This is a genomic window from Streptomyces sp. CNH189 (genome assembly GCF_000527195.1).
The window spans coordinates 19207-36805 of the sequence record NZ_AZUS01000002.1 but is presented as its reverse complement, the minus strand read 5'-3'; the positions used below and the strand labels follow the sequence as shown (position 1 = coordinate 36805).

Annotated in this window: 15 protein-coding genes; 11 read left to right on the top strand and 4 right to left on the bottom strand. The window is 73.1% G+C overall.

Translation table 11 applies throughout. From position 1 onward, the window contains the following. Positions 1-69 precede the first annotated feature (69 nt). Complete coding sequence (locus B100_RS0102950) at positions 70-1359, top strand: DUF2637 domain-containing protein (RefSeq protein ID WP_024882981.1); 1290 nt, start codon at positions 70-72, stop codon at positions 1357-1359. Positions 1360-1475: 116 nt separating this feature from the next. Here the strand turns inward: B100_RS0102950 and lysS are convergent, their stop codons facing one another. After that, positions 1476-3236 (bottom strand): lysine--tRNA ligase, encoded by a 1761-nt coding sequence (lysS, locus tag B100_RS0102945; protein WP_024882980.1) that lies wholly within the window; start codon positions 3234-3236, stop codon positions 1476-1478. A 234-nt stretch (positions 3237-3470) separates the two neighbouring features. Here lysS and argS point away from each other — a divergent pair, with 234 nt between their 5' ends. Next, positions 3471-5228 carry an arginine--tRNA ligase gene (gene argS, locus B100_RS0102940; RefSeq protein ID WP_024882979.1) on the top strand — a complete coding sequence of 586 codons (1758 nt, stop codon included), beginning with the start codon at positions 3471-3473 and terminating at the stop codon, positions 5226-5228. A gap of 168 nt (positions 5229-5396) precedes the next feature. Here argS and B100_RS0102935 read toward each other — a convergent pair whose 3' ends face one another. Then, positions 5397-6608, bottom strand: a complete 1212-nt coding sequence (locus B100_RS0102935) for an aminotransferase-like domain-containing protein (RefSeq protein WP_024882978.1) — start codon at positions 6606-6608, stop codon at positions 5397-5399. 105 nt (positions 6609-6713) lie between these two features. Further along, positions 6714-8192 carry a transcriptional regulator gene (locus B100_RS0102930; RefSeq protein WP_024882977.1) on the bottom strand — a complete coding sequence of 493 codons (1479 nt, stop codon included), beginning with the start codon at positions 8190-8192 and terminating at the stop codon, positions 6714-6716. Between the two features lie 212 nt (positions 8193-8404). Here B100_RS0102930 and B100_RS0102925 point away from each other — a divergent pair, with 212 nt between their 5' ends. Then, entirely contained in the window at positions 8405-9160 is a 756-nt protein-coding gene (locus B100_RS0102925) for a DUF4232 domain-containing protein (RefSeq protein ID WP_024882976.1), read from the top strand. Positions 9161-9173: 13 nt separating this feature from the next. Here the strand turns inward: B100_RS0102925 and hemB are convergent, their stop codons facing one another. Next, positions 9174-10175 (bottom strand): porphobilinogen synthase, encoded by a 1002-nt coding sequence (gene hemB, locus B100_RS0102920; RefSeq protein ID WP_024882975.1) that lies wholly within the window; start codon positions 10173-10175, stop codon positions 9174-9176. A gap of 512 nt (positions 10176-10687) precedes the next feature. Here hemB and B100_RS0102915 point away from each other — a divergent pair. The 8 genes from B100_RS0102915 to B100_RS0102880 all read left to right on the top strand — a co-directional run bounded on the left by B100_RS0102915 (position 10688) and on the right by B100_RS0102880 (position 17591). After that, entirely contained in the window at positions 10688-10921 is a 234-nt protein-coding gene (locus B100_RS0102915) for a hypothetical protein (protein WP_024882974.1), read from the top strand. 109 nt (positions 10922-11030) lie between these two features. Beyond that, positions 11031-11990 (top strand): D-2-hydroxyacid dehydrogenase family protein, encoded by a 960-nt coding sequence (locus tag B100_RS0102910; RefSeq protein WP_024882973.1) that lies wholly within the window; start codon positions 11031-11033, stop codon positions 11988-11990. A gap of 99 nt (positions 11991-12089) precedes the next feature. After that, positions 12090-12695, top strand: coding sequence for a LysE family translocator (locus B100_RS0102905; RefSeq protein WP_024882972.1), 606 nt, complete (start codon positions 12090-12092; stop codon positions 12693-12695). Continuing rightward, positions 12695-13411: a phenylalanine--tRNA ligase beta subunit-related protein gene (locus B100_RS0102900; protein ID WP_024882971.1), complete on the top strand. Its 717-nt coding sequence runs from the start codon at positions 12695-12697 to the stop codon at positions 13409-13411. The genes B100_RS0102905 and B100_RS0102900 overlap by 1 nt, the downstream gene beginning before the upstream one ends. A 14-nt stretch (positions 13412-13425) precedes the next feature. Further along, entirely contained in the window at positions 13426-14916 is a 1491-nt protein-coding gene (pdxR, locus tag B100_RS0102895; protein WP_024882970.1) for a MocR-like pyridoxine biosynthesis transcription factor PdxR, read from the top strand. Positions 14917-14993: 77 nt separating this feature from the next. Further along, positions 14994-16223, top strand: coding sequence for an MFS transporter (locus B100_RS0102890; protein WP_024882969.1), 1230 nt, complete (start codon positions 14994-14996; stop codon positions 16221-16223). Between the two features lie 126 nt (positions 16224-16349). Further along, positions 16350-17015 carry a DUF4232 domain-containing protein gene (locus tag B100_RS34760; protein WP_024882968.1) on the top strand — a complete coding sequence of 222 codons (666 nt, stop codon included), beginning with the start codon at positions 16350-16352 and terminating at the stop codon, positions 17013-17015. 48 nt (positions 17016-17063) lie between these two features. After that, positions 17064-17591: a hypothetical protein gene (locus B100_RS0102880; RefSeq protein ID WP_024882967.1), complete on the top strand. Its 528-nt coding sequence runs from the start codon at positions 17064-17066 to the stop codon at positions 17589-17591. Positions 17592-17599: the final 8 nt, after the last annotated feature.

Here is a 17599-nt window from a genome sequence, read left to right as displayed (position 1 = left end):
GCCACCCGTTCCCCGCACACATGTGCCACTCTGTTGCGCGCAACAACATGCACTGGGAGGGGAGTACGGGTGGCCGCGCCACTGCAGCTGACACGGATGCACCGGGTTCTCATCGGCGTGGTCGTCACCGGTGCCGTCGTCATCGCCGGGATCGGCTTCGCCGGTTCGTACGCGGCGGTCCGTGAACTGGCCCTGCAAAAGGGCTTCGGCAACTTCAGCTACGTCTTTCCGATCGGCATCGACGCGGGTATCTGCGTGCTGCTGGCGCTGGATCTGCTGCTGACGTGGATCCGTATCCCGTTCCCGCTGCTGCGGCAGACGGCGTGGCTGCTGACGGCCGCGACGATCGCGTTCAACGGTGCCGCCGCCTGGCCGGATCCGCTCGGTGTGGGCATGCACGGCGTGATCCCGGTGCTGTTCGTGGTCTCCGTGGAGGCGGCCCGGCACGCCATCGGCCGGATCGCCGACATCACCGCCGACAAGCACATGGAGGGCGTCCGGCTGACCCGCTGGCTGCTCTCGCCGGTGCCGACGTTCCTGCTGTGGCGCCGTATGAAGCTGTGGGAGCTGCGCTCCTACGAGCAGGTGATCAAGCTGGAGCAGGAGCGGCTGGTCTATCAGGCCCGGCTGCGGTCCCGTTTCGGCCGCGCCTGGCGGCGCAAGGCCCCGGTCGAGTCCCTGATGCCGCTCCGCCTCGCCAAGTACGGCGTCCCCCTGGCCGAGACGGCCCCGGCGGGCCTGGCGGCGGCGGGCATCGAGCCGGCGCTGCTGCCTCCGGCGCCCGAGCGGTCCGAGCGGTCCGAGCAGGCCCGGTCCGGTGTCCCCGCGGAGCCCGCCCGCGCGGCGACACCTCCCGGCGAGCAGCGCCTGGAGCTGGAGGGGAACCAGCGCCCCGGGGACGAGGAGGCGGCCCCCAACAACCCGTGGCTGCACGCCCGCGACCCGCAGACGGTCGAGTACCACGGCGGCTACGACCCCTCGTACGACCCGGACGAGGAGTACGTCCGCTGGATGGCGGAGCAGCAGCAGGCCGAGCAGTACGCGGACCAGTTCCAGGAGGAGCCCCCGCTCCAGGAGCCCGCTCCGGAGGAGACCGGCACGTTCCCGATCCCGGTGATCCCGGGCGGCCGCACCCGGGAGCTCGGGGAGGGCGGCAACCCGTCCGCCGACCCGGACGAGGAGGAGTACTACCAGGTGTTCCGCCAGTCCATAGACGGCAGTTACCCCACTCCCCGCGTCCTCGGTGACAACATCCAGACGACCTACGGCACGTCGCTGGCCCCCGGCGTCCTGAAGGACCTGGTGGAACGTTTCCAGAAGCGCCACATGGCGGAGCTGGAGGAGGACCACATCGCCTGATGTCAGGAGCCGGGCCGGCCGTACGGCCCGGCGGCTCGCAGCGCGAAGGGGGCGCCCGGCATGTCGCCGGGCGCCCCCTTCGTCGTCGGTGCGTGGTCCGCGTCCGCGCGTCCCCGTCAGTCCCCGAGGAGGGTCCGCACCCGCTCCTGGCCCACGGCGAGGAGCAGCGTGGGCAGACGCGGGCCGGTGTCGCGGCTCACCAGGAGCTGGTAGAGCAGCGCGAAGAAGGACCGCTGGGCGGTCTTGATCTCCGGCGGCAGCTCCTTGGGCGTGGCGTCGGCGGGGAAGCCCGCCTGGACCTTCGGGACGCCGTAGACGAGGTGGGTCAGACCGTCCAGGGACCAGTTGGCGGCGAGGCCCTCGAGCAGCAGCCGCAGGGACTGCCGCGCCTGCTCGTCGAGCGACTTCAGCAGTTCCGCGTCGGGCTCGTCGCGGACGATGGTGCGCTGGTCGGCGGGGACGTGGGTGTTGATCCACGCCTCGGCCTTGTCGTAGCGCGGGCGGGCCTCGTCGAGCGTGCCGAGCGGGTTCGCCGGGTCGAGGTCGCTGAGGATGCGCAGCGCCTGGTCCTCGTGGCCGGCGGTGATGTCGGCCACCGAGGCCAGCGTGCGGTACGGCAGCGGCCGGGGCGTGCGCGGCAGCTCACCGCTCGCCGTGCGCACCGCGCGGGAGTGCGCGGCGGCGTCGGCGGGCAGCACGGAGCCGTCGGCCACCTTGGCGTCCAGGCGGTCCCACTCGTCGTAGAGGCGCTGGATCTCCTGGTCGAAGGCGATCTTGAAGGACTGGTTCGGCCGGCGGCGGGCGTACAGCCAGCGCAGCAGCTGCGGCTCCATGATCTTCAGGGCGTCGGCCGGGGTCGGCACACCGCCCTTGGACGACGACATCTTCGCCATGCCGCTGATCCCGACGAAGGCGTACATCGGGCCGATCGGCTGCTTGCCGCCGAAGATCCCGACGATCTGCCCGCCCACCTGGAAGGACGAGCCCGGCGAGGAGTGGTCCACGCCGCTGGGCTCGAAGATCACGCCCTCGTAGGCCCAGCGCATCGGCCAGTCGACCTTCCAGACCAGCTTGCCGCGGTTGAACTCGCTCAGCCGGACCGTCTCCGAGAAGCCGCAGGCGGTGCAGGAGTAGGTCAGCTCGGTGGAGTCGTCGTCGTAGGAGGTGACGGTGGTGAGGTCCTTCTCGCAGTTGCCGCAGTACGGCTTGTACGGGAAGTATCCGGCGGAGCCGGAGCTGCCGTCGTCCTCGGCGGCGGCGCCGGAGCCCTCGGCGGCCTCCAGCTCGGCCTCGTCGGCCGGCTTCTGCTGCTTCTTCGCCGGGGCCTTCTTGGTGCGGTACTGGGCGAGGATCGCGTCGATGTCGCCGCGGTGCCGCATGGCGTGCAGGATCTGCTCGCGATAGGTGCCGGAGGTGTACTGCTCGGTCTGGCTGATCCCGTCGAACTCCACGCCCAGCTCGGCCAGCGACGCGACCATCGCGGCCTTGAAGTGCTCGGCCCAGTTCGGGTGCGGGGAGCCCTTCGGGGCGGGGACGGAGGTCAGCGGCTTGCCGATGTGCTCGGCCCACGACTCGTCCACGCCGGGGACGCCCGCCGGGACCTTGCGGTAGCGGTCGTAGTCGTCCCAGGAGATCAGATGGCGGACCTGGTGGCCGCGGCGGCGGATCTCGTCGGCGACCAGGTGCGGGGTCATGACCTCACGCAGGTTGCCCAGGTGGATGGGGCCGGAGGGGGACAGCCCGGACGCGACGACCACCGGAGCGGCAGCGCCCGATGTTTTCGCGCCCGGGGCCCGACGCTCCGACTCCTCGATGACCTCATCCGCGAAACGGGAGACCCAGTCGGTGGTCTCGGTGCTCTGAGCCACGATCGGCACGTCCTTCTTTCTGCTCGGGCAGCCGGTACGGTCGCACGGCTGACCGTGCCATTCTCCCAGCTCCCCCGGCCACCGCGAAAACGCGCCTTTTCACCGGCCCGCGCGGCGCCCGCACAGGGCACCGCGCCACGCGGCGCCCCCGGTCGGCGCCCTCGCGCACGGAAAAACCGCTTTACCCCCCATGGGATACTGGCCGTGTCTATCTGAACCCACGAGGAGAACGGCACCCACTCCATGGCCTCGGTCACATCGCTCACCGATCTCGTCAGCAAGCAGCTCACGTCCGCCCTCTCCGCCACCCGGCCGGAGGCGTCCGCGGACCCGCTGCTGCGACGCAGCGACAGGGCGGACTTCCAGGCCAACGGCATCCTCGCGCTGGCGAAGAAGGCGAAGGCGAACCCGCGGGAGCTGGCGACCGAGGTCGTCTCGCACCTCACCACCGGCGACGTGATCAAGGACGTCGAGGTCTCCGGCCCCGGCTTCCTCAACATCACGATCGCCGACCGGGCGATCACCGGGAACCTGGCCGCGCGGTACGCGGACGACACGGACCGCCTCGGCGTGCCGCTCGCCGCCGAGCCGGGCACCACGGTGATCGACTACGCCCAGCCGAACGTGGCCAAGGAGATGCACGTCGGCCACCTGCGCTCCGCGGTGATCGGCGACGCCCTGCGCGGCATCCTCGACTTCACCGGTGAGAAGACGATCGGCCGGCACCACATCGGCGACTGGGGCACCCAGTTCGGCATGCTCATCCAGTACCTGCTGGAGCACCCGGGCGAGCTGCGGCCGGCGTCCGAGGTCGACGGCGAGCAGGCCATGTCGAACCTCAACCGGGTCTACAAGTCCTCGCGGGCGCTGTTCGACGCCGACGAGGAGTTCAAGGAGCGGGCACGCAAGCGGGTCGTCGCCCTGCAGTCCGGCGACAAGGAGACCCTCGAGCTGTGGCAGCAGTTCGTGGACGAGTCGAAGGTCTATTTCTACTCCGTCTTCGAGAAGCTGGACATGGAGATCCGCGACGACGAGATCGTCGGCGAGTCCGCGTACAACGAGGGCATGCCTCAGACCGCGCGGATGCTGGAGGAGATGGGCGTCGCGGTCCGCTCCGAGGGCGCGCTGGTGGTGTTCTTCGACGACATCCGCGGCAAGGACGACCAGCCGGTCCCGCTGATCGTGCAGAAGGCCGACGGCGGCTTCGGCTACGCGGCCTCCGACCTCACCGCGATCCGAAACCGGGTCTTCGACCTGCGCGCGACGACCCTGCTGTACGTGGTCGACGTGCGGCAGTCCCTGCACTTCAAGATGGTCTTCGAGACGGCCCGCCGGGCCGGCTGGCTGGGCGACGACGTCACCGCGCACAACATGGGCTACGGCACGGTGCTGGGCGCGGACGGCAAGCCGTTCAAGACCCGTGAGGGCGAGACCGTACGGCTGGAGGACCTGCTGGACGAGGCCGTGCAGCGGGCGGCCGAGGTCGTGCGGGAGAAGGCCAGGGACCTCACCGAGGACGAGATCCAGGAGCGGGCCGCGCAGGTCGGCATCGGCGCCGTGAAGTACGCGGACCTGTCGACGTCGCCGAACCGCGACTACAAGTTCGACCTGGACCAGATGGTCTCGCTGAACGGCGACACCTCGGTGTACCTGCAGTACGCGTACGCCCGTATCCAGTCGATCCTGCGCAAGGCCGGGGACGTGCGGCCCGCGGCCCACGAGGAACTCGAACTGCACGAGGCGGAGCGGGCGCTGGGGCTGCACCTGGACGCGTTCGGGGACACGGTGTTCGAGGCCGCCGCGGAGTACGCGCCGCACAAGCTGACGGCGTACCTGTACCAGCTGGCGTCGCTGTACACGTCGTTCTACGACAAGTGCCCCGTACTGAAGGCGGATTCGCCGGCGCAGGTGGAGAACCGCCTGTTCCTGTGCGACCTCACGGCCCGCACGCTCACCAAGGGCATGGCCCTGCTGGGCATCAGGACGCCCGAGCGCCTCTGACGACGGCACGGCACGACGCGACCGCGGCCCGTCCACTCCCTCGGGGGGAGCGGACGGGCCGCGGTCGTCGAGTCACCACTCCTCGGCGGAGCAGACAGCGGTTCCTGACCTTGCCGTCCAGGCCGCCCGCCGTCGGCGCCGAACCTCTCCGGCCGAAGCAGCAGGCGGTTACACCGTCCGTTCCCGCAGCGCCGCCCCCAGCCTCCGCAGTCCCTCCGCGATCTCCTCCGGGGTCTGGGTGACGAAGCACAGGCGGAGGGTGGAGCGGTCGGGTTCGCCGGCGTGGAAGGGGGCGCCGGGAACGTATGCCACGTCGTGCCGGACCACCTCGGGGAGCAGGGCCGTGGTGTCGTACGCCTCCGGGAGCCGCGCCCAGAGGAACATGCCGCCCTCGGGGCGGGTCCAGGACGAGCCGTCGGGGAGGGCGCCCGGGAGGCCGGTCAGCATGGCGTCCCGGCGCTCGCCGTACACGGCCGCCACCCGCCGGACGTGGGCGTCCAGGTCGCGGTCCGCGAGGTAGCGGGCCGCGGCGAGCTGGTTGACGGTCGGGGTGTGCAGGTCGGCGGCCTGCTTGGCGACGGCGCAGGCGCGGCGCAGCCCCTCGGGTGCGCGCAGCCAGCCCAGCCGCAGCCCGGGCGCCATGATCTTGGAGAGGCTGCTCAAAAGCACCGTGCGGTCCCCGGCCCCCGGGTGGGCGGCGATCCACGGCACCCGTTCGCCCTCGTAGCGCAGTTCGCCGTAGGGGTCGTCCTCGACGATCCACAGGCCGCGGCGGGCGGCGACCTCGGCGACGGCGGCCCGGCGGGCGGCGGGCATGGTGCGGCCGGTGGGGTTCTGGAAGGTGGGCACGGTGTAGAGCAGCTTGGGCCGCTCCCGCACCACCAGCTCCTCCAACGCCTCGGGGTCCAGCCCGTGTTCGTCGCCGGGGACGGCGACCACCCGTGCCCCGGCCAGCCCGAACGCCTGAAGTGCCGCGAGATAGCAGGGGTCTTCGACGAGGACCGTGTCGCCGGGTTCGAGCAGCGCGGTGGCGAGCAGGGACAGCGCCTGCTGGGAGCCGGTGGTGACGAGCAGGTCGTCCGGGTCGGTGGGCAGCCCGCGCACGGTGGTGCGTCCGGCGAGGGCGGCCCGCAGCGCCGGTTCGCCCTCGGTCGTGGAGTACTGCAGGGCCCGCTCGGGTGTCTCGGCGAGCACCGCCCGGTACGCGGCCGCGATGCCGTCGGCGTCGAACAGCTCCGGTGCCGGGAGACCGCCCGCGAAGTTGATCACCTCGGGGCGGGCGGTGACGGCCAGGATGTCCCGTACGGGCGAGCCGCCGACCGCGGAGGCCCGGGCGGCGAGCCTCGGGGTGGGGGCGAGGGCGGGCTCGGTGAGGGACATGACACGGCTCCTTCGGCTGGGACGGCGCGAGCCCGCAGCCTAGGAAAAAACGTGCGGTACACATGCGCCTTTCCGCGATCCGGACGTGCCGCCCTGCCGGTCGCGCTACTCGAGCTTGGTGGTCCCCTCCGGCACCCATCCGTCGCCGCCGACCGGGAACTCGTACGCCGGGCGGCCCTTGTTCCCGCTGGTGCGGAAGGGGCGGCCTTCGTCGTCGACGGTCAGCGTGCCGCTGCGGTCGCCGCTGGACCACTTCAGCTCCAGGTACCAGTCGACGTCGTACGCGGAGACCGAGGCGGTGATGTGGTACACCTCCGGGTCGGACTCGCTCACCTTGAACGGGAAGTCCTCGTTCCCCGGCTCCGGGGTGAGGGACGGCCGCGCCGAGTCCAGCGAGACGCCGAACGCCCGCGTCCGGACGCCGCCTCCACAGCCCACGCCGGGATAGGCCATGGTGTAGTCGTTCCAGGCGAGCGGCGCCCGCTTGCCCGCCACCCGCACGGTGAGGCCGTCGACGACCACCGTCTCGGGGCCGGTGCCCTGCACGGTGAGCCGCAGGTACTGCTGTCCCGAGGACACCGCGCCGTGCGCCGCCACCCAGCCCGCGGCACCCTCCTCGACCGGCGGGGGCTTCATCTCGCCCGCCGGCTTGTCGACCAGGTACCGCTGCGAGCAGGGGCTCTCCCAGGCGTACGGGTCCGCCCGCACGCTGACCGGCACTCCGCTCCTCTCCTCACCCTTGTCCGGCACCCCGGCGGGCGCGGAACCGGCGGGCGTCCTGGCCAGGTCCTTGTCCCGGCCCGAGGGGGACACGGAAGTGGTCGCACTGGGGGTGGAGGACGGCGAGGACGACGCGGGGGCGGTCTCCTCGGCGGTCACCCCGGCCGCGCCGACCGGGCGGTGGCGGCCACCGTCCCCGTCCCCGTCCTGGCCGCCGCCCGGCAGCCCGACGGCGAAGGTGACCCCGGCGGCCACGGCGGCCACCGCGATCCCGGCGAGGACGGCGGTACGGGTGCGGCGCCGGGCGGGGGCCGGGCTCGCCGTGCCGGGCGCATCGGCGTCCGTGGGGGCGCTCGACGGCGCCCCTGCTCCGGAGGGGCTGGTATGCGTTGGGCCGACCGGGGCAACGGGGGGCGCATCGGCCGGAGGCGTAACGGCTGAAGGCGTACCGGCTGAAGGAGCCTCAGCCGGAGGGGCTTCAGCCGGAGCAGCCTCGGCCGGGGGCGCGGCCTCGGAAGCCGCCTCCCCAGGTGCCGGACGCGCCTCCCCAGGTGCCGGGCCCGCCTCCCCCGGGGGCGTCTCGGCGGCAGCCGCCCCCGACGCCCCCTTCCGCCCCCGCGCCGCGTCCGCCAGCACCCACCGCCGGTGCAGCTCGACCAGTTCCTCGGGGCGTGCCTTGCACAGCCGGGCCAGCCGCTCCACCGGCGCGTAGTCGGCCGGCACCGCGTCGCCGTTGCAGTACCGGTGCAGGGTGGACGTACTCATGTGGAGCCGCTTGGCGAGGACGCCGTAACTGAGCCCCGACCGGTCCTTCAACTCCCGCAGAAGCGCCGCGAACTCCCCCGCCGCCGTCTCTTCCGCCACCGTTCCTCCATCCCCCGTGTCCCGTTCCACCGTTCCAGGGCAGGTCCGTTTCCCCTGGTCACAGCGCTGTGAGCATTCCAGCGTCCCACGTTGCCCGTCGACTGTGGCGGCCGGGACGGATCACGCCGCACGCTTCTGTCATCCAAGCACGCCGCTCCCGCCGACCGGTCGAGCGGCCGCGTCAGATCCCTTTCGACGACAAGGAATTCGCCATGCGCACGTCTCGCCTTCACCTGCTCGCCGCGGCCGGAGTCACCGTCGCCACGCTCGCCCTGACGGCCTGCCAGGACAGCACCGGCACCCGCGACGAAGGGGCCTCCGCCTCGCAGCCCGCCGCGAGCACGGGCACCTCCTCGCAGTCGCCCGCCGGGTCGTCCTCGGACGGCTCCGGCACCGACGCGAACGGCGGCTCCGCGAACGAGGCATCCGCGAACGGCGGCTCCGAGGCCGGCGCGGACACGTCCGGGAAGGGCGACTCCGGCGGCGGCAAGAGCGGCCAGGGCAGGAAGGAGGAGAAGGGCTCCGGCGACGCCAGCGCGTCCTTCACCTCCTGCAACGGCTCGAACACCGCCGTCTCCGCCCAGCCGGTCTCCCGCCCCGTCAACCACATGCTGATCACGGTGGAGAACACCGGTTCGAAGAACTGCAACCTCACCTACTACCCGGTGCTGCGGTTCGACGAGATGCAGTGGGTGCCGCAGCCGATCGAGGAGTCCAAGCCGCAGGCCGTGGTCACCCTGGCGCCGGGCGAGTCGGCGTACGCGGGGGTCCTGCTGTCGGCCGCCGACGGCAGCGGCTCGGGCGGTGCCACCGGCAAGAAGCTCGCCGTCGGCTTCCAGGGCCGCACGCCGAACTCCAGCGGCGGCCCCTCCGCGATCCCCGGCCTGCCGGCCAAGGGCGTGTACTACGACAGCAGCCTGACGGTGACGTACTGGCAGTACTCGATGGACGACGCCCTCGCCTACTGAGCGACGGCCGGCGTCACCGTGCGGCGTTCAGCTTCTGGGCCACTTCGGTGGCCCAGTAGGTGAGCACGGTGCGCGCGCCGGCCCGGCGGATGCCGGTCAGCGACTCGAGGATCGCCCGGTCCCGGTCGATCCAGCCCTTCTCGGCGGCGGCCTCGATCATCGAGTACTCGCCGGAGATCTGGTAGGCGACCACGGGCACGTCCACCGCGTCCGCGACCTTGGCGAGGACGTCCAGGTAGGGGCCGGCCGGCTTGACCATGACCATGTCGGCGCCCTCCTCCAGGTCGAGCGCCAGCTCGCGCATCGACTCGCGGAGGTTGGCCGGGTCCTGCTGGTAGGTGCGGCGGTCACCCTGCAGCGAGGAGCCGACGGCCTCCCGGAACGGCCCGTAGAAGGCGGACGCGTACTTGGCGGTGTAGGCGAGGATCGCGACGTCGTCCCGGCCGATCTGGTCGAGGGCGTCGCGGATGACGCCGATCTGCCCGTCCATCATTCCGCTCGGCCCGACCACGTGGGCGCCCGCGTCGGCCTGGACCTGCGCCATCTCGGCGTAGCGCTCCAGGGTGGCGTCGTTGTCGACCCGGCCCTGCGCGTCGAGGACCCCGCAGTGTCCGTGGTCGGTGAACTCGTCGAGGCACAGGTCGGACATGACGAGCAGGTCGTCGCCGACCTCGGCCCGCACGTCCCGCAGGGCCACCTGGAGGATGCCGTCCGGGTCGGTGCCCGCCGTGCCGGCACCGTCCTTCTTCGCGTCCTCGGGCACGCCGAACAGCATGATCCCGGAGACCCCGGCGGCGGCGGCCTCGGCCGCGGCCTTCTTCAGGCTGTCTCGGGTGTGCTGCACGACCCCCGGCATCGCCGAGATCGGCACCGGTTCCGCAGCGCCCTCGCGCACGAAGGCCGGGAGGATGAAGTCGGCGGGGTGCAGCCGGGTCTCGGCGACCATGCGCCGCATCACCGGGGAGGTACGCAGACGCCGCGGGCGCGTGCCGGGGAAGGATCCGTACGTCGTCATACCACCTACGCTACGCCCGCCCCACCCGTGCCTTTGCCGACGCCCAGTCGGCGCCCGACCGGTGCATCGACGCCCGGTCGGTGACCGGCCGGTGTGCCGCTGACGGCGCCCGGCCGGTGCCCGCCCCCAGCCGGTGCCGACGCCCGGTCGGCCCCCGGTCCGCGCCCGGCCCATGTGCGGCCGGTCATCCTCGGCCGGCGCGCGGCCCGGCCGGTGTGCCACCGGTGGTGCCCGGCAGGTCTCCGTGGCCCGCCGTGCCGGTCCCGCGCCCGGGGACCATGCCGGAGGAAGGACCCGGCGAGGGGCCCCGGACCATCGAGGTCCCGCGGCGCCGCCGCCGTCCCTCCGTACGCGCGCCGCGGAGGCCGTGATGACCACCCTGCACCACACGCCCGACCTGTTCGCCCTGGCGGAGATCCGCGGACCCGTGCTGCGCCCCGGCGACGACGGCTACGCCCGCGCGCACGCCGGACGCGATCTGCGCCCGCGACGCGGCCCATCTCCTGCAGTCGGTGGCGGTCGTCGCCACCCCGCCCGACGCACGGGCCGTCGAACGCGCCACGTCCGCCCTGCACACCGCGATGTCGCCGTACGGCACGGGCCGCACGATGGTCAACATCCACGGCACCCCGGGCGGGCCCGCCGACCGCGCCCGCGCCTGGACCCCGGAGGTCCATGACGACCTGCGGCGCCTCAAGGACACCTACGACCCCGACGGGCTCCTGCGTTTCGGCCACACACCCTGAGTCTCGCCCCCCTGAGCCTCGCTGCCCCCGTCACGCTCCCGTGCCGGACAATTCCCTGGTGTCCGCCCGAGCGGGGGCGGGGGCGCCGGCTTCACGGGAAAGGACCGCCATGCGACTGCGCTGTGCCGTGCTCGACGACTTCCAGGACGTCGCCACCACGATCGCCGACTGGAGCCCCGTACGGGACCGGGTGGACGTCACCTCCTTCACCGAGCACTTCGCCACCGAGGACGAACTTGCCACCGCCATGGCCGACTTCGACATCGTGGTGACCCTGCGCGAACGCGTGCCGTTCCCCGCGTCGCTGCTGGACCGGCTGCCCCGGCTGAAGCTGGTCGTCGCGTCCGGCATGCGCAACTCGGTCATCGACTACGCCGCCGCCGAACGCAACGGCGTCACCGTCTGCGGCACCCGCAGCTTCCCCACCCCGCCGGTGGAGCTGACCTGGGCACTGCTGCTCGGGCTCGCCCGCGGTCTGGTCACCGAGAACAACTCCGTGCGGGCGGGCGGCGCCTGGCAGTCGACGGTCGGTGCCGACCTGCACGGCCGTCACCTCGGGCTGCTCGGTCTGGGCAAGATCGGCAGCCGGGTGGCGCGGGTGGGTCTCGCCTTCGGCATGGAGGTCACGGCGTGGAGCCCGCACCTCACCAAGGAACGCACGGACGAGGTGGGTGTGGAACTCGCGCAGTCCAAGGAGGAGTTGCTGCGCGGCAGCGACTACGTCTCCCTGCACCTCGTCCTCGGCGACACCACCCGGGGCCTGCTCGGCGCTCCCGAGCTGGCTCTGATGAAGCCCAGCGCCTACCTGGTCAACACCTCCCGCGCGGGACTCGTCGACCAGGACGCCCTGCTCACGGCGCTGCACGAGGGCCGTATCGCGGGGGCGGCGGTGGACGTCTTCGACACCGAGCCGCTTCCCGCCGGCCACCCGATGCGCACGGCCCCCCGCCTGCTGGCCACCCCGCACCTCGGGTACGTCTCCCAGCTCAACTACCGCACGTACTACGGCGAGGCGGTCGAGGACATCGCGGCCTACCTGTCCGGCGCGCCGGTCCGCCGTCTCCACTGAACACCGGTTGTGGACCTGTCGGCCCGGCCCTCTTTGGCTCTGTCCACCGGGCCATGACGACACCAGGCTGGGAGAACCGACGATCCCCCGGAGGTTCTCTTGAGTGTCGCGTTCCTGCTGGCCGCCCTGGTCGTGGTGGTCACCCCCGGCACCGGCGTGGTCTACACGCTCGCCGCCGGGCTGTCCCACGGCCGGCGCGCGGGCCTGGTGGCCGCCTTCGGCTGCACGCTCGCCGTCGTCCCCCACCTGCTGGCCACCATCACCGGCCTCGCCGCGCTGCTGCACTCCAGCTCCGTCGCCTACGCGGTGGTGAAGTACCTGGGCGCGGCCTACCTGCTGTACATGGCGTGGGCGATGCTGCGCGACAAGGAGGCGTTCACCGTCCGGTCGGAGTCCGAGCCGCGCCCGGCGCTGCGGGTGATCACCTCCGCGATCCTGATCAACGTGCTGAACCCCAAGCCGGCGCTGTTCTTCGTCGCGTTCCTGCCGCAGTTCGTCCCCGCCGGGTCGTCCGGATCCGTCGGTCTGATGCTGCGGCTCGGGGCGGTCTTCATGGCGCTGACCTTCGTGGTCTTCGCCGCGTACGGGGTGTGCGCCGCGGCCGTGCGGGACCGTCTGCTGACCAGTCCGAGGCTCACCACCGGCCTGCGCGGGCTGTTCACCGCCTGCTTCGTCGGGCTGAGCATCCGGATGGCGGTGGCGTGATGCGCTTCCGGCACGCCGACGCGATCTGGTCCGCCCACCCGCTGCTCGCGGCGGGCGCCCTCCACGCCGACGGCATCGACGGGACGGCGGACGTGCGGGTGCGGGTGGAGGAGTACACCGCCCGCGCCCGGGAGCGGCTCGCCGGCGGCTCCGAGAGCCAGATCCCCGAAGTGCTCGCCTGGCGGCGGGCGTTCGCGCGGATGGGGCTGCGGCCGACGCGGTACCGGTGCGCATCCGAGTCGCTGCTGCGCCGGCTGCGCAAGGAGGGCACGCTGCCGCGCATCCACCCGGTCGTCGACCTGTGCAACGCGATCTCCGTCGCGTACGCCGTCCCCGTCGCCGTTCTCGACGCCGACCGGATCACCGGCCCGCTCCTCGAAGTACGGCCCGCCCATGGCGACGAGGAGTACACGACCTTCGACGGCCGCACCGAGCACCCGGTCCCGGGCGAGGTGACGTACGCCGACTCCGCGGGACGCGCGCACGCCCGCCGCTGGACCAGCCGGCAGAGCGGCCACTCCGCGGTCGGCGACCGCACCCGCCGCGTCCTCGTGGTGACGGAGGCCCTGCACGACGGCGCGGCGGACACCGTCGCACGGACCCTGGAGACGATCGCCCGGGAGCTTGCCGCCCACTGGCCGGTCACCCCCGAGACCGCGCTGATCAATGCTCTCGACAGGGAGTTCACGCTCGAAGAAGCCCCCCAGGTGTCCTAGCGGTGCGTGGCAGCATGAGTGCGGTGACCGACAGGGACCAGACGGCGCACGGCCCGGCCGCCGCTCCGCACGGCTCGGACTTCCTCCAGCTGCGGGCCGACGACGTCCCCGCCGACGGCAAGGCCGACTGGCTCGCGCGGCGGCTGCGGGAGGCGATCACCGACCGCCGGGTGACCGTGGGCAGCAGACTGCCGGCCACCCGGCTGCTCGCCGCCGAACTGCGCGTCTCCCGGGGCGTGGTCACCGAGGCGTACCGGCGGCTCGCGGAGGACGGCCATGTCGAGGGCCGCAGGCGCGGCGGCACGGTGGTGGTCGGGGCGCCCCCGCCTCCCCCACCACCCCGTGCCCAACACGCCCCCGTGGACTCCCCGTTCGCGCACGCGCCCGACCCCCGTGTCTTCGACGCGCTGCGCGCCACCGACGCACGCATCGACCTCACCCCGGGCCGTCCGGACCTCTCCGCCTTCCCCCGCACGGCGTGGCTGCGCGCCGAGCGGGCCGTGCTCGCCGAACTGTCCAGCGCCGACCTCGGATACGGCGACCCGCGTGGCGCCCCCCGGCTGCGCCGTGCCGTCGCCGACTGGCTGGCGCGCAGCCGTGGGATCGCCGTGGAACCGGACGGCATCCTGATCGTCGCCGGCATCGCCCAGGCGCTCGCCCTGCTGCACCCGGTGCTGCGGGCGGACGGCGTCACGGCCGTCGCGGTGGAGGAACCCGGCTCGCTCGGCACCCGCCAGCACCTGGCGAGCGGCGGACTGGCCACCCCGCCGGTACCGGTCGACACGCACGGCCCGGACGTCGGCGCGCTGCGCGCCACCGGCGCCCCCGCGGTCCTCCTCACCCCCGCGCACCAGTTCCCCACCGGCGTGGTGACCAGCGGGGAGCGCCGCCGCGAACTGGTGCGGTGGGCGGCGGACGGCGGGCTGATCCTGGAGGACGACTACGACGCGGAGCACCGCTACGACCGCCCGCCGGTGCCCGCGCTGCGCTCCCTGCTCGCCGACCGGCTCTGCTACATGGGCAGCGTCTCCAAACTGCTCGCCCCCGCCCTGCGGATCGGCTGGATGATCCCGCCGCACCGCCACCTGGGGGCGCTGACCGACGCCAAACGCTTCACCGACCTGGGCAGCGCCGTACTCCCCCAACTGGTCCTCGCCCACCTGATGGAGTCGGGCCACCTGGAGCGCCACCTGCGGCTGCTGCGCGCCCGCCACGTCCGCCGCCGGGACGCGATGACCGCCGCGGTCACCGCCCACCTCCCGGGCGCGGTGGTCCACGGCGCGGCGGCGGGCCTGCACCTGACGGTGACGTACGACGCCCCGGACGTCCCCGACACCGAACTGGCCTCCGCGGCCCTGTCGTTGGGCGTCAAGTGCCACCCCCTGTCCTGGCACCGCCAACTCCCCGGCCGCCCCGGCCTGGTCCTCGGCTACGCCGCCGACCCCCCGGACACCCTCACAGAAGGAGTCACCCTCCTCGCCGATGCCCTCCGGTCCCTGACCTGACGAACCCGACCCGGACCCGCTATGATCCCTCCGTCAGCCTTCGGCGCCCACAACAGGGCAGCGCGAAGGCTTTTTTCATGCCCAACGACAACGCCATGGACGCCCCCGACCCCACGCCCGGCTACCGCGCCCTCCTCCGCAACGGGGAGTTCGCCGGTCTGTACGCCGGCTTCACCCTCACCGTCGCCGCGAGCACCCTCTCCGGCTTCGCGCTCGGCACGCTCGTCGACCGGTCGACCGGCTCGCCGTTCCTGACCGCCGTCAGCATGTACGGCGCGACCTTCGCGACCGTGCTCGGCGCGACGACGCTGATGTCGGTCGCGGACGGCGACCACCCCCGCCGCACCCTCGTCGCGCTCCAGTTCATCGCGCTGGCGGGCGCCTGCGCCCAGGCGGTCCCGGGGATGCCGCTGGCCGCCCGGTTCGGCCTGCTCCTGCTGCTCGGCTTCTTCCAGTCCCTGAACACCGGCACGCGCATGGGCCTGCTCGCCGAGGTGGTGCCCGCCTCGGCGTACGTCCCTGCGCGGTCGCTGATGAACATCACCGCGGGCGGCACCGCCGTCCTCGGCTTCACCCTCGGCGCCCTCCTGCTGCGTCACCTCACCCCACAGGGCCTCTTCGTCACGGCTGCCTCCCTGACCGCGGCCGCTCTGGCCGTCACCGCGGCGACCGTCCGCGAACGCTCCATCCGCCCGCCCCGCCGCCCAGGGCTGCGCGAGACGTGGACGACCAACGCCGCCCTCCTCTCCCGCTCCGGCCCCCGCGCCCTGCTGCTCAACCTGTGGGTCCCCAACGGCCTGATCGTCGGCTGCGAGGCCCTGTTCATCCCCTACGCCCAGGACCACGCCGGTGTCCTGCTGGCCGCCGCGTCGGCGGGGATGCTGCTCGGTGACCTGACCGTCGGCCGGCTGCTCACCGCGAGGTGGCGGCGCCGCAGCGCGTTCGCCCTGCGGCTGCTGCTCGCCGCGCCGTACCTCCTCTTCGCCCTGCACCCGTCGACCCCCGTGGCGGCGGTCGCGGTGTTCCTCGCCAGTGCCGGTTTCGCCGCCACGCTGCCCCTCCAGGAACGGCTCCTCGCCCTCACCCCGGAGCAGGTGCGCGGCCAGGTGCAGGGCGTCGAGTCCGCCGGCCGGATGACGTGGCAGGGCATCGGGGCCGCGCTCGCCGGCGCCACCGCCCAGTTCCTCTCCCCCGCCACGACGATCACCGCCCTGGCCGCGCTCTCCGTCGCCGTGACCGTCCTTTCCCGCCCGTACGTGGACCGCGCCCGCCCCCTGCCCGTCGCGCCACGGTCACCGCGACGGTGACCGTGCGACGGGTGTGTATACGCCCGGTAACAACACGGGCGGGCGAGGGTTCACCTCGGGCCGTGGGCCGCAGACTCCCCTTGACCGCACCACACCGCGTAGCGGTCCGACCACGGGGGAGACATCATGAACACCACTACCCGCAGCACCCGCAGCACCCGCAGAGCCCGGCACGGCCTGCGGTCGTACGCCGTCGGCGCGGCGGTGGCCGCCGCCCTGCTGGCCACCACGGCATGTGAGCCCGGCGGCGGGGACGTCGCGGAGGCCCCCGCGCCCTCGAACCCGCCCGCCGCGTCTAGCCCGGCGACCTCCGCAGCACCCGGTGACGGCGACGCGGCCGACTCGGACGGCACCGCCCTCTGCACCCACCAGGACCTGTCCTTCTCCGCCACGCGCTACGGCGCACCGGACGAGGAGCTGCGCCACATCATGGTCGTCGCCACCAACAAGGGCGGCACGCCGTGCGAGGTGCGGAACGCCCCCGAGATCATGCTCGGCGACGCCCAGGCCCCGGCACAGGTCATGGACGGCACCACCTCCGACGAGCCCGTCACCCTCGCCCCCGACGAGAAGGCGTACGCCGGTCTGCTCGCGACCGGCGGCCATCGGGACACCTACGAGGTGACGTCCATGACCATCACCCTCGGCAGCCCCGGCGGCGAGGCCGAGGCGGAGGAGCCGGTCGACCTGCCCATGCCGGTCGAGTCGTCCTTCCAGGCCGACGACGGCCAGCGCGTCACCGGCTGGCAGCCCACCGAGGGCCTCGCCATGCGCCCGGTCACCCAGTCCTGACGGCCCTCACCGTCACCGGCTGTCGGTGCGTGCGGCTAGGTTGCGCGCATGAACGCCATCGCCGGTGACGACCGCCGCCTGCCGCCCGCCCTCGCCGAACTGGCCCGCACGGAGATCGACTACGCCGACGGGGAGGGCATCGACTTCGAGCCCTACGACGCATTCGACTCGGCCGAGGCAACCACCGAGTGGCTGCGCCAGTGGACGGGGAACCCCGAGCTGAACGGCGATGCCTTCCGAGTGTTCGGCCAGGACGGCACCGGTGGTCTCGCCGCCCTCTGGCGGGTGCGCACCGGCCGGCCCCTCACCGAGCAGCCCGTGGTCTTCTTGGGCTCGGAGGGCGAACGCGGGGTCGTCGCCGGCAGCCTGTCCGACTTCCTGTGGGTGCTGGCGGAGGGCATCGGCCCGCTGGAGTCCGTTCTGTACGACGAGCATTCCCCGCGTCCCGACGGCGCCCTTCCCGCCCTGGCCGCCCGCCACGCCACGACCCCCCGCCGCCCGGCCCGCACGATCATCGCCGAGGCGCGCACCGAGTTCCCGGCTTTCGCCGAGTACATCGACGCCCTGTGCCGCTGACCTCCTCC

What these genes read in the sequence shown, in the direction of transcription:
- argS (WP_024882979.1), top strand. Translation starts at nt 3,471, where the DNA reads ATGGCCTCGGTCACATCGCTCACCGATCTCGTCAGCAAGCAGCTCACG.
- B100_RS0102935 (WP_024882978.1), bottom strand. Translation starts at nt 6,608, where the DNA reads ATGTCCCTCACCGAGCCCGCCCTCGCCCCCACCCCGAGGCTCGCCGCC.
- B100_RS0102925 (WP_024882976.1), top strand. Translation starts at nt 8,405, where the DNA reads ATGCGCACGTCTCGCCTTCACCTGCTCGCCGCGGCCGGAGTCACCGTC.
- hemB (WP_024882975.1), bottom strand. Translation starts at nt 10,175, where the DNA reads ATGACGACGTACGGATCCTTCCCCGGCACGCGCCCGCGGCGTCTGCGT.
- B100_RS0102910 (WP_024882973.1), top strand. Translation starts at nt 11,031, where the DNA reads ATGCGACTGCGCTGTGCCGTGCTCGACGACTTCCAGGACGTCGCCACC.
- B100_RS0102900 (WP_024882971.1), top strand. Translation starts at nt 12,695, where the DNA reads ATGCGCTTCCGGCACGCCGACGCGATCTGGTCCGCCCACCCGCTGCTC.
- pdxR (WP_024882970.1), top strand. Translation starts at nt 13,426, where the DNA reads ATGAGTGCGGTGACCGACAGGGACCAGACGGCGCACGGCCCGGCCGCC.
- B100_RS0102890 (WP_024882969.1), top strand. Translation starts at nt 14,994, where the DNA reads ATGCCCAACGACAACGCCATGGACGCCCCCGACCCCACGCCCGGCTAC.
- B100_RS34760 (WP_024882968.1), top strand. Translation starts at nt 16,350, where the DNA reads ATGAACACCACTACCCGCAGCACCCGCAGCACCCGCAGAGCCCGGCAC.
- B100_RS0102880 (WP_024882967.1), top strand. Translation starts at nt 17,064, where the DNA reads ATGAACGCCATCGCCGGTGACGACCGCCGCCTGCCGCCCGCCCTCGCC.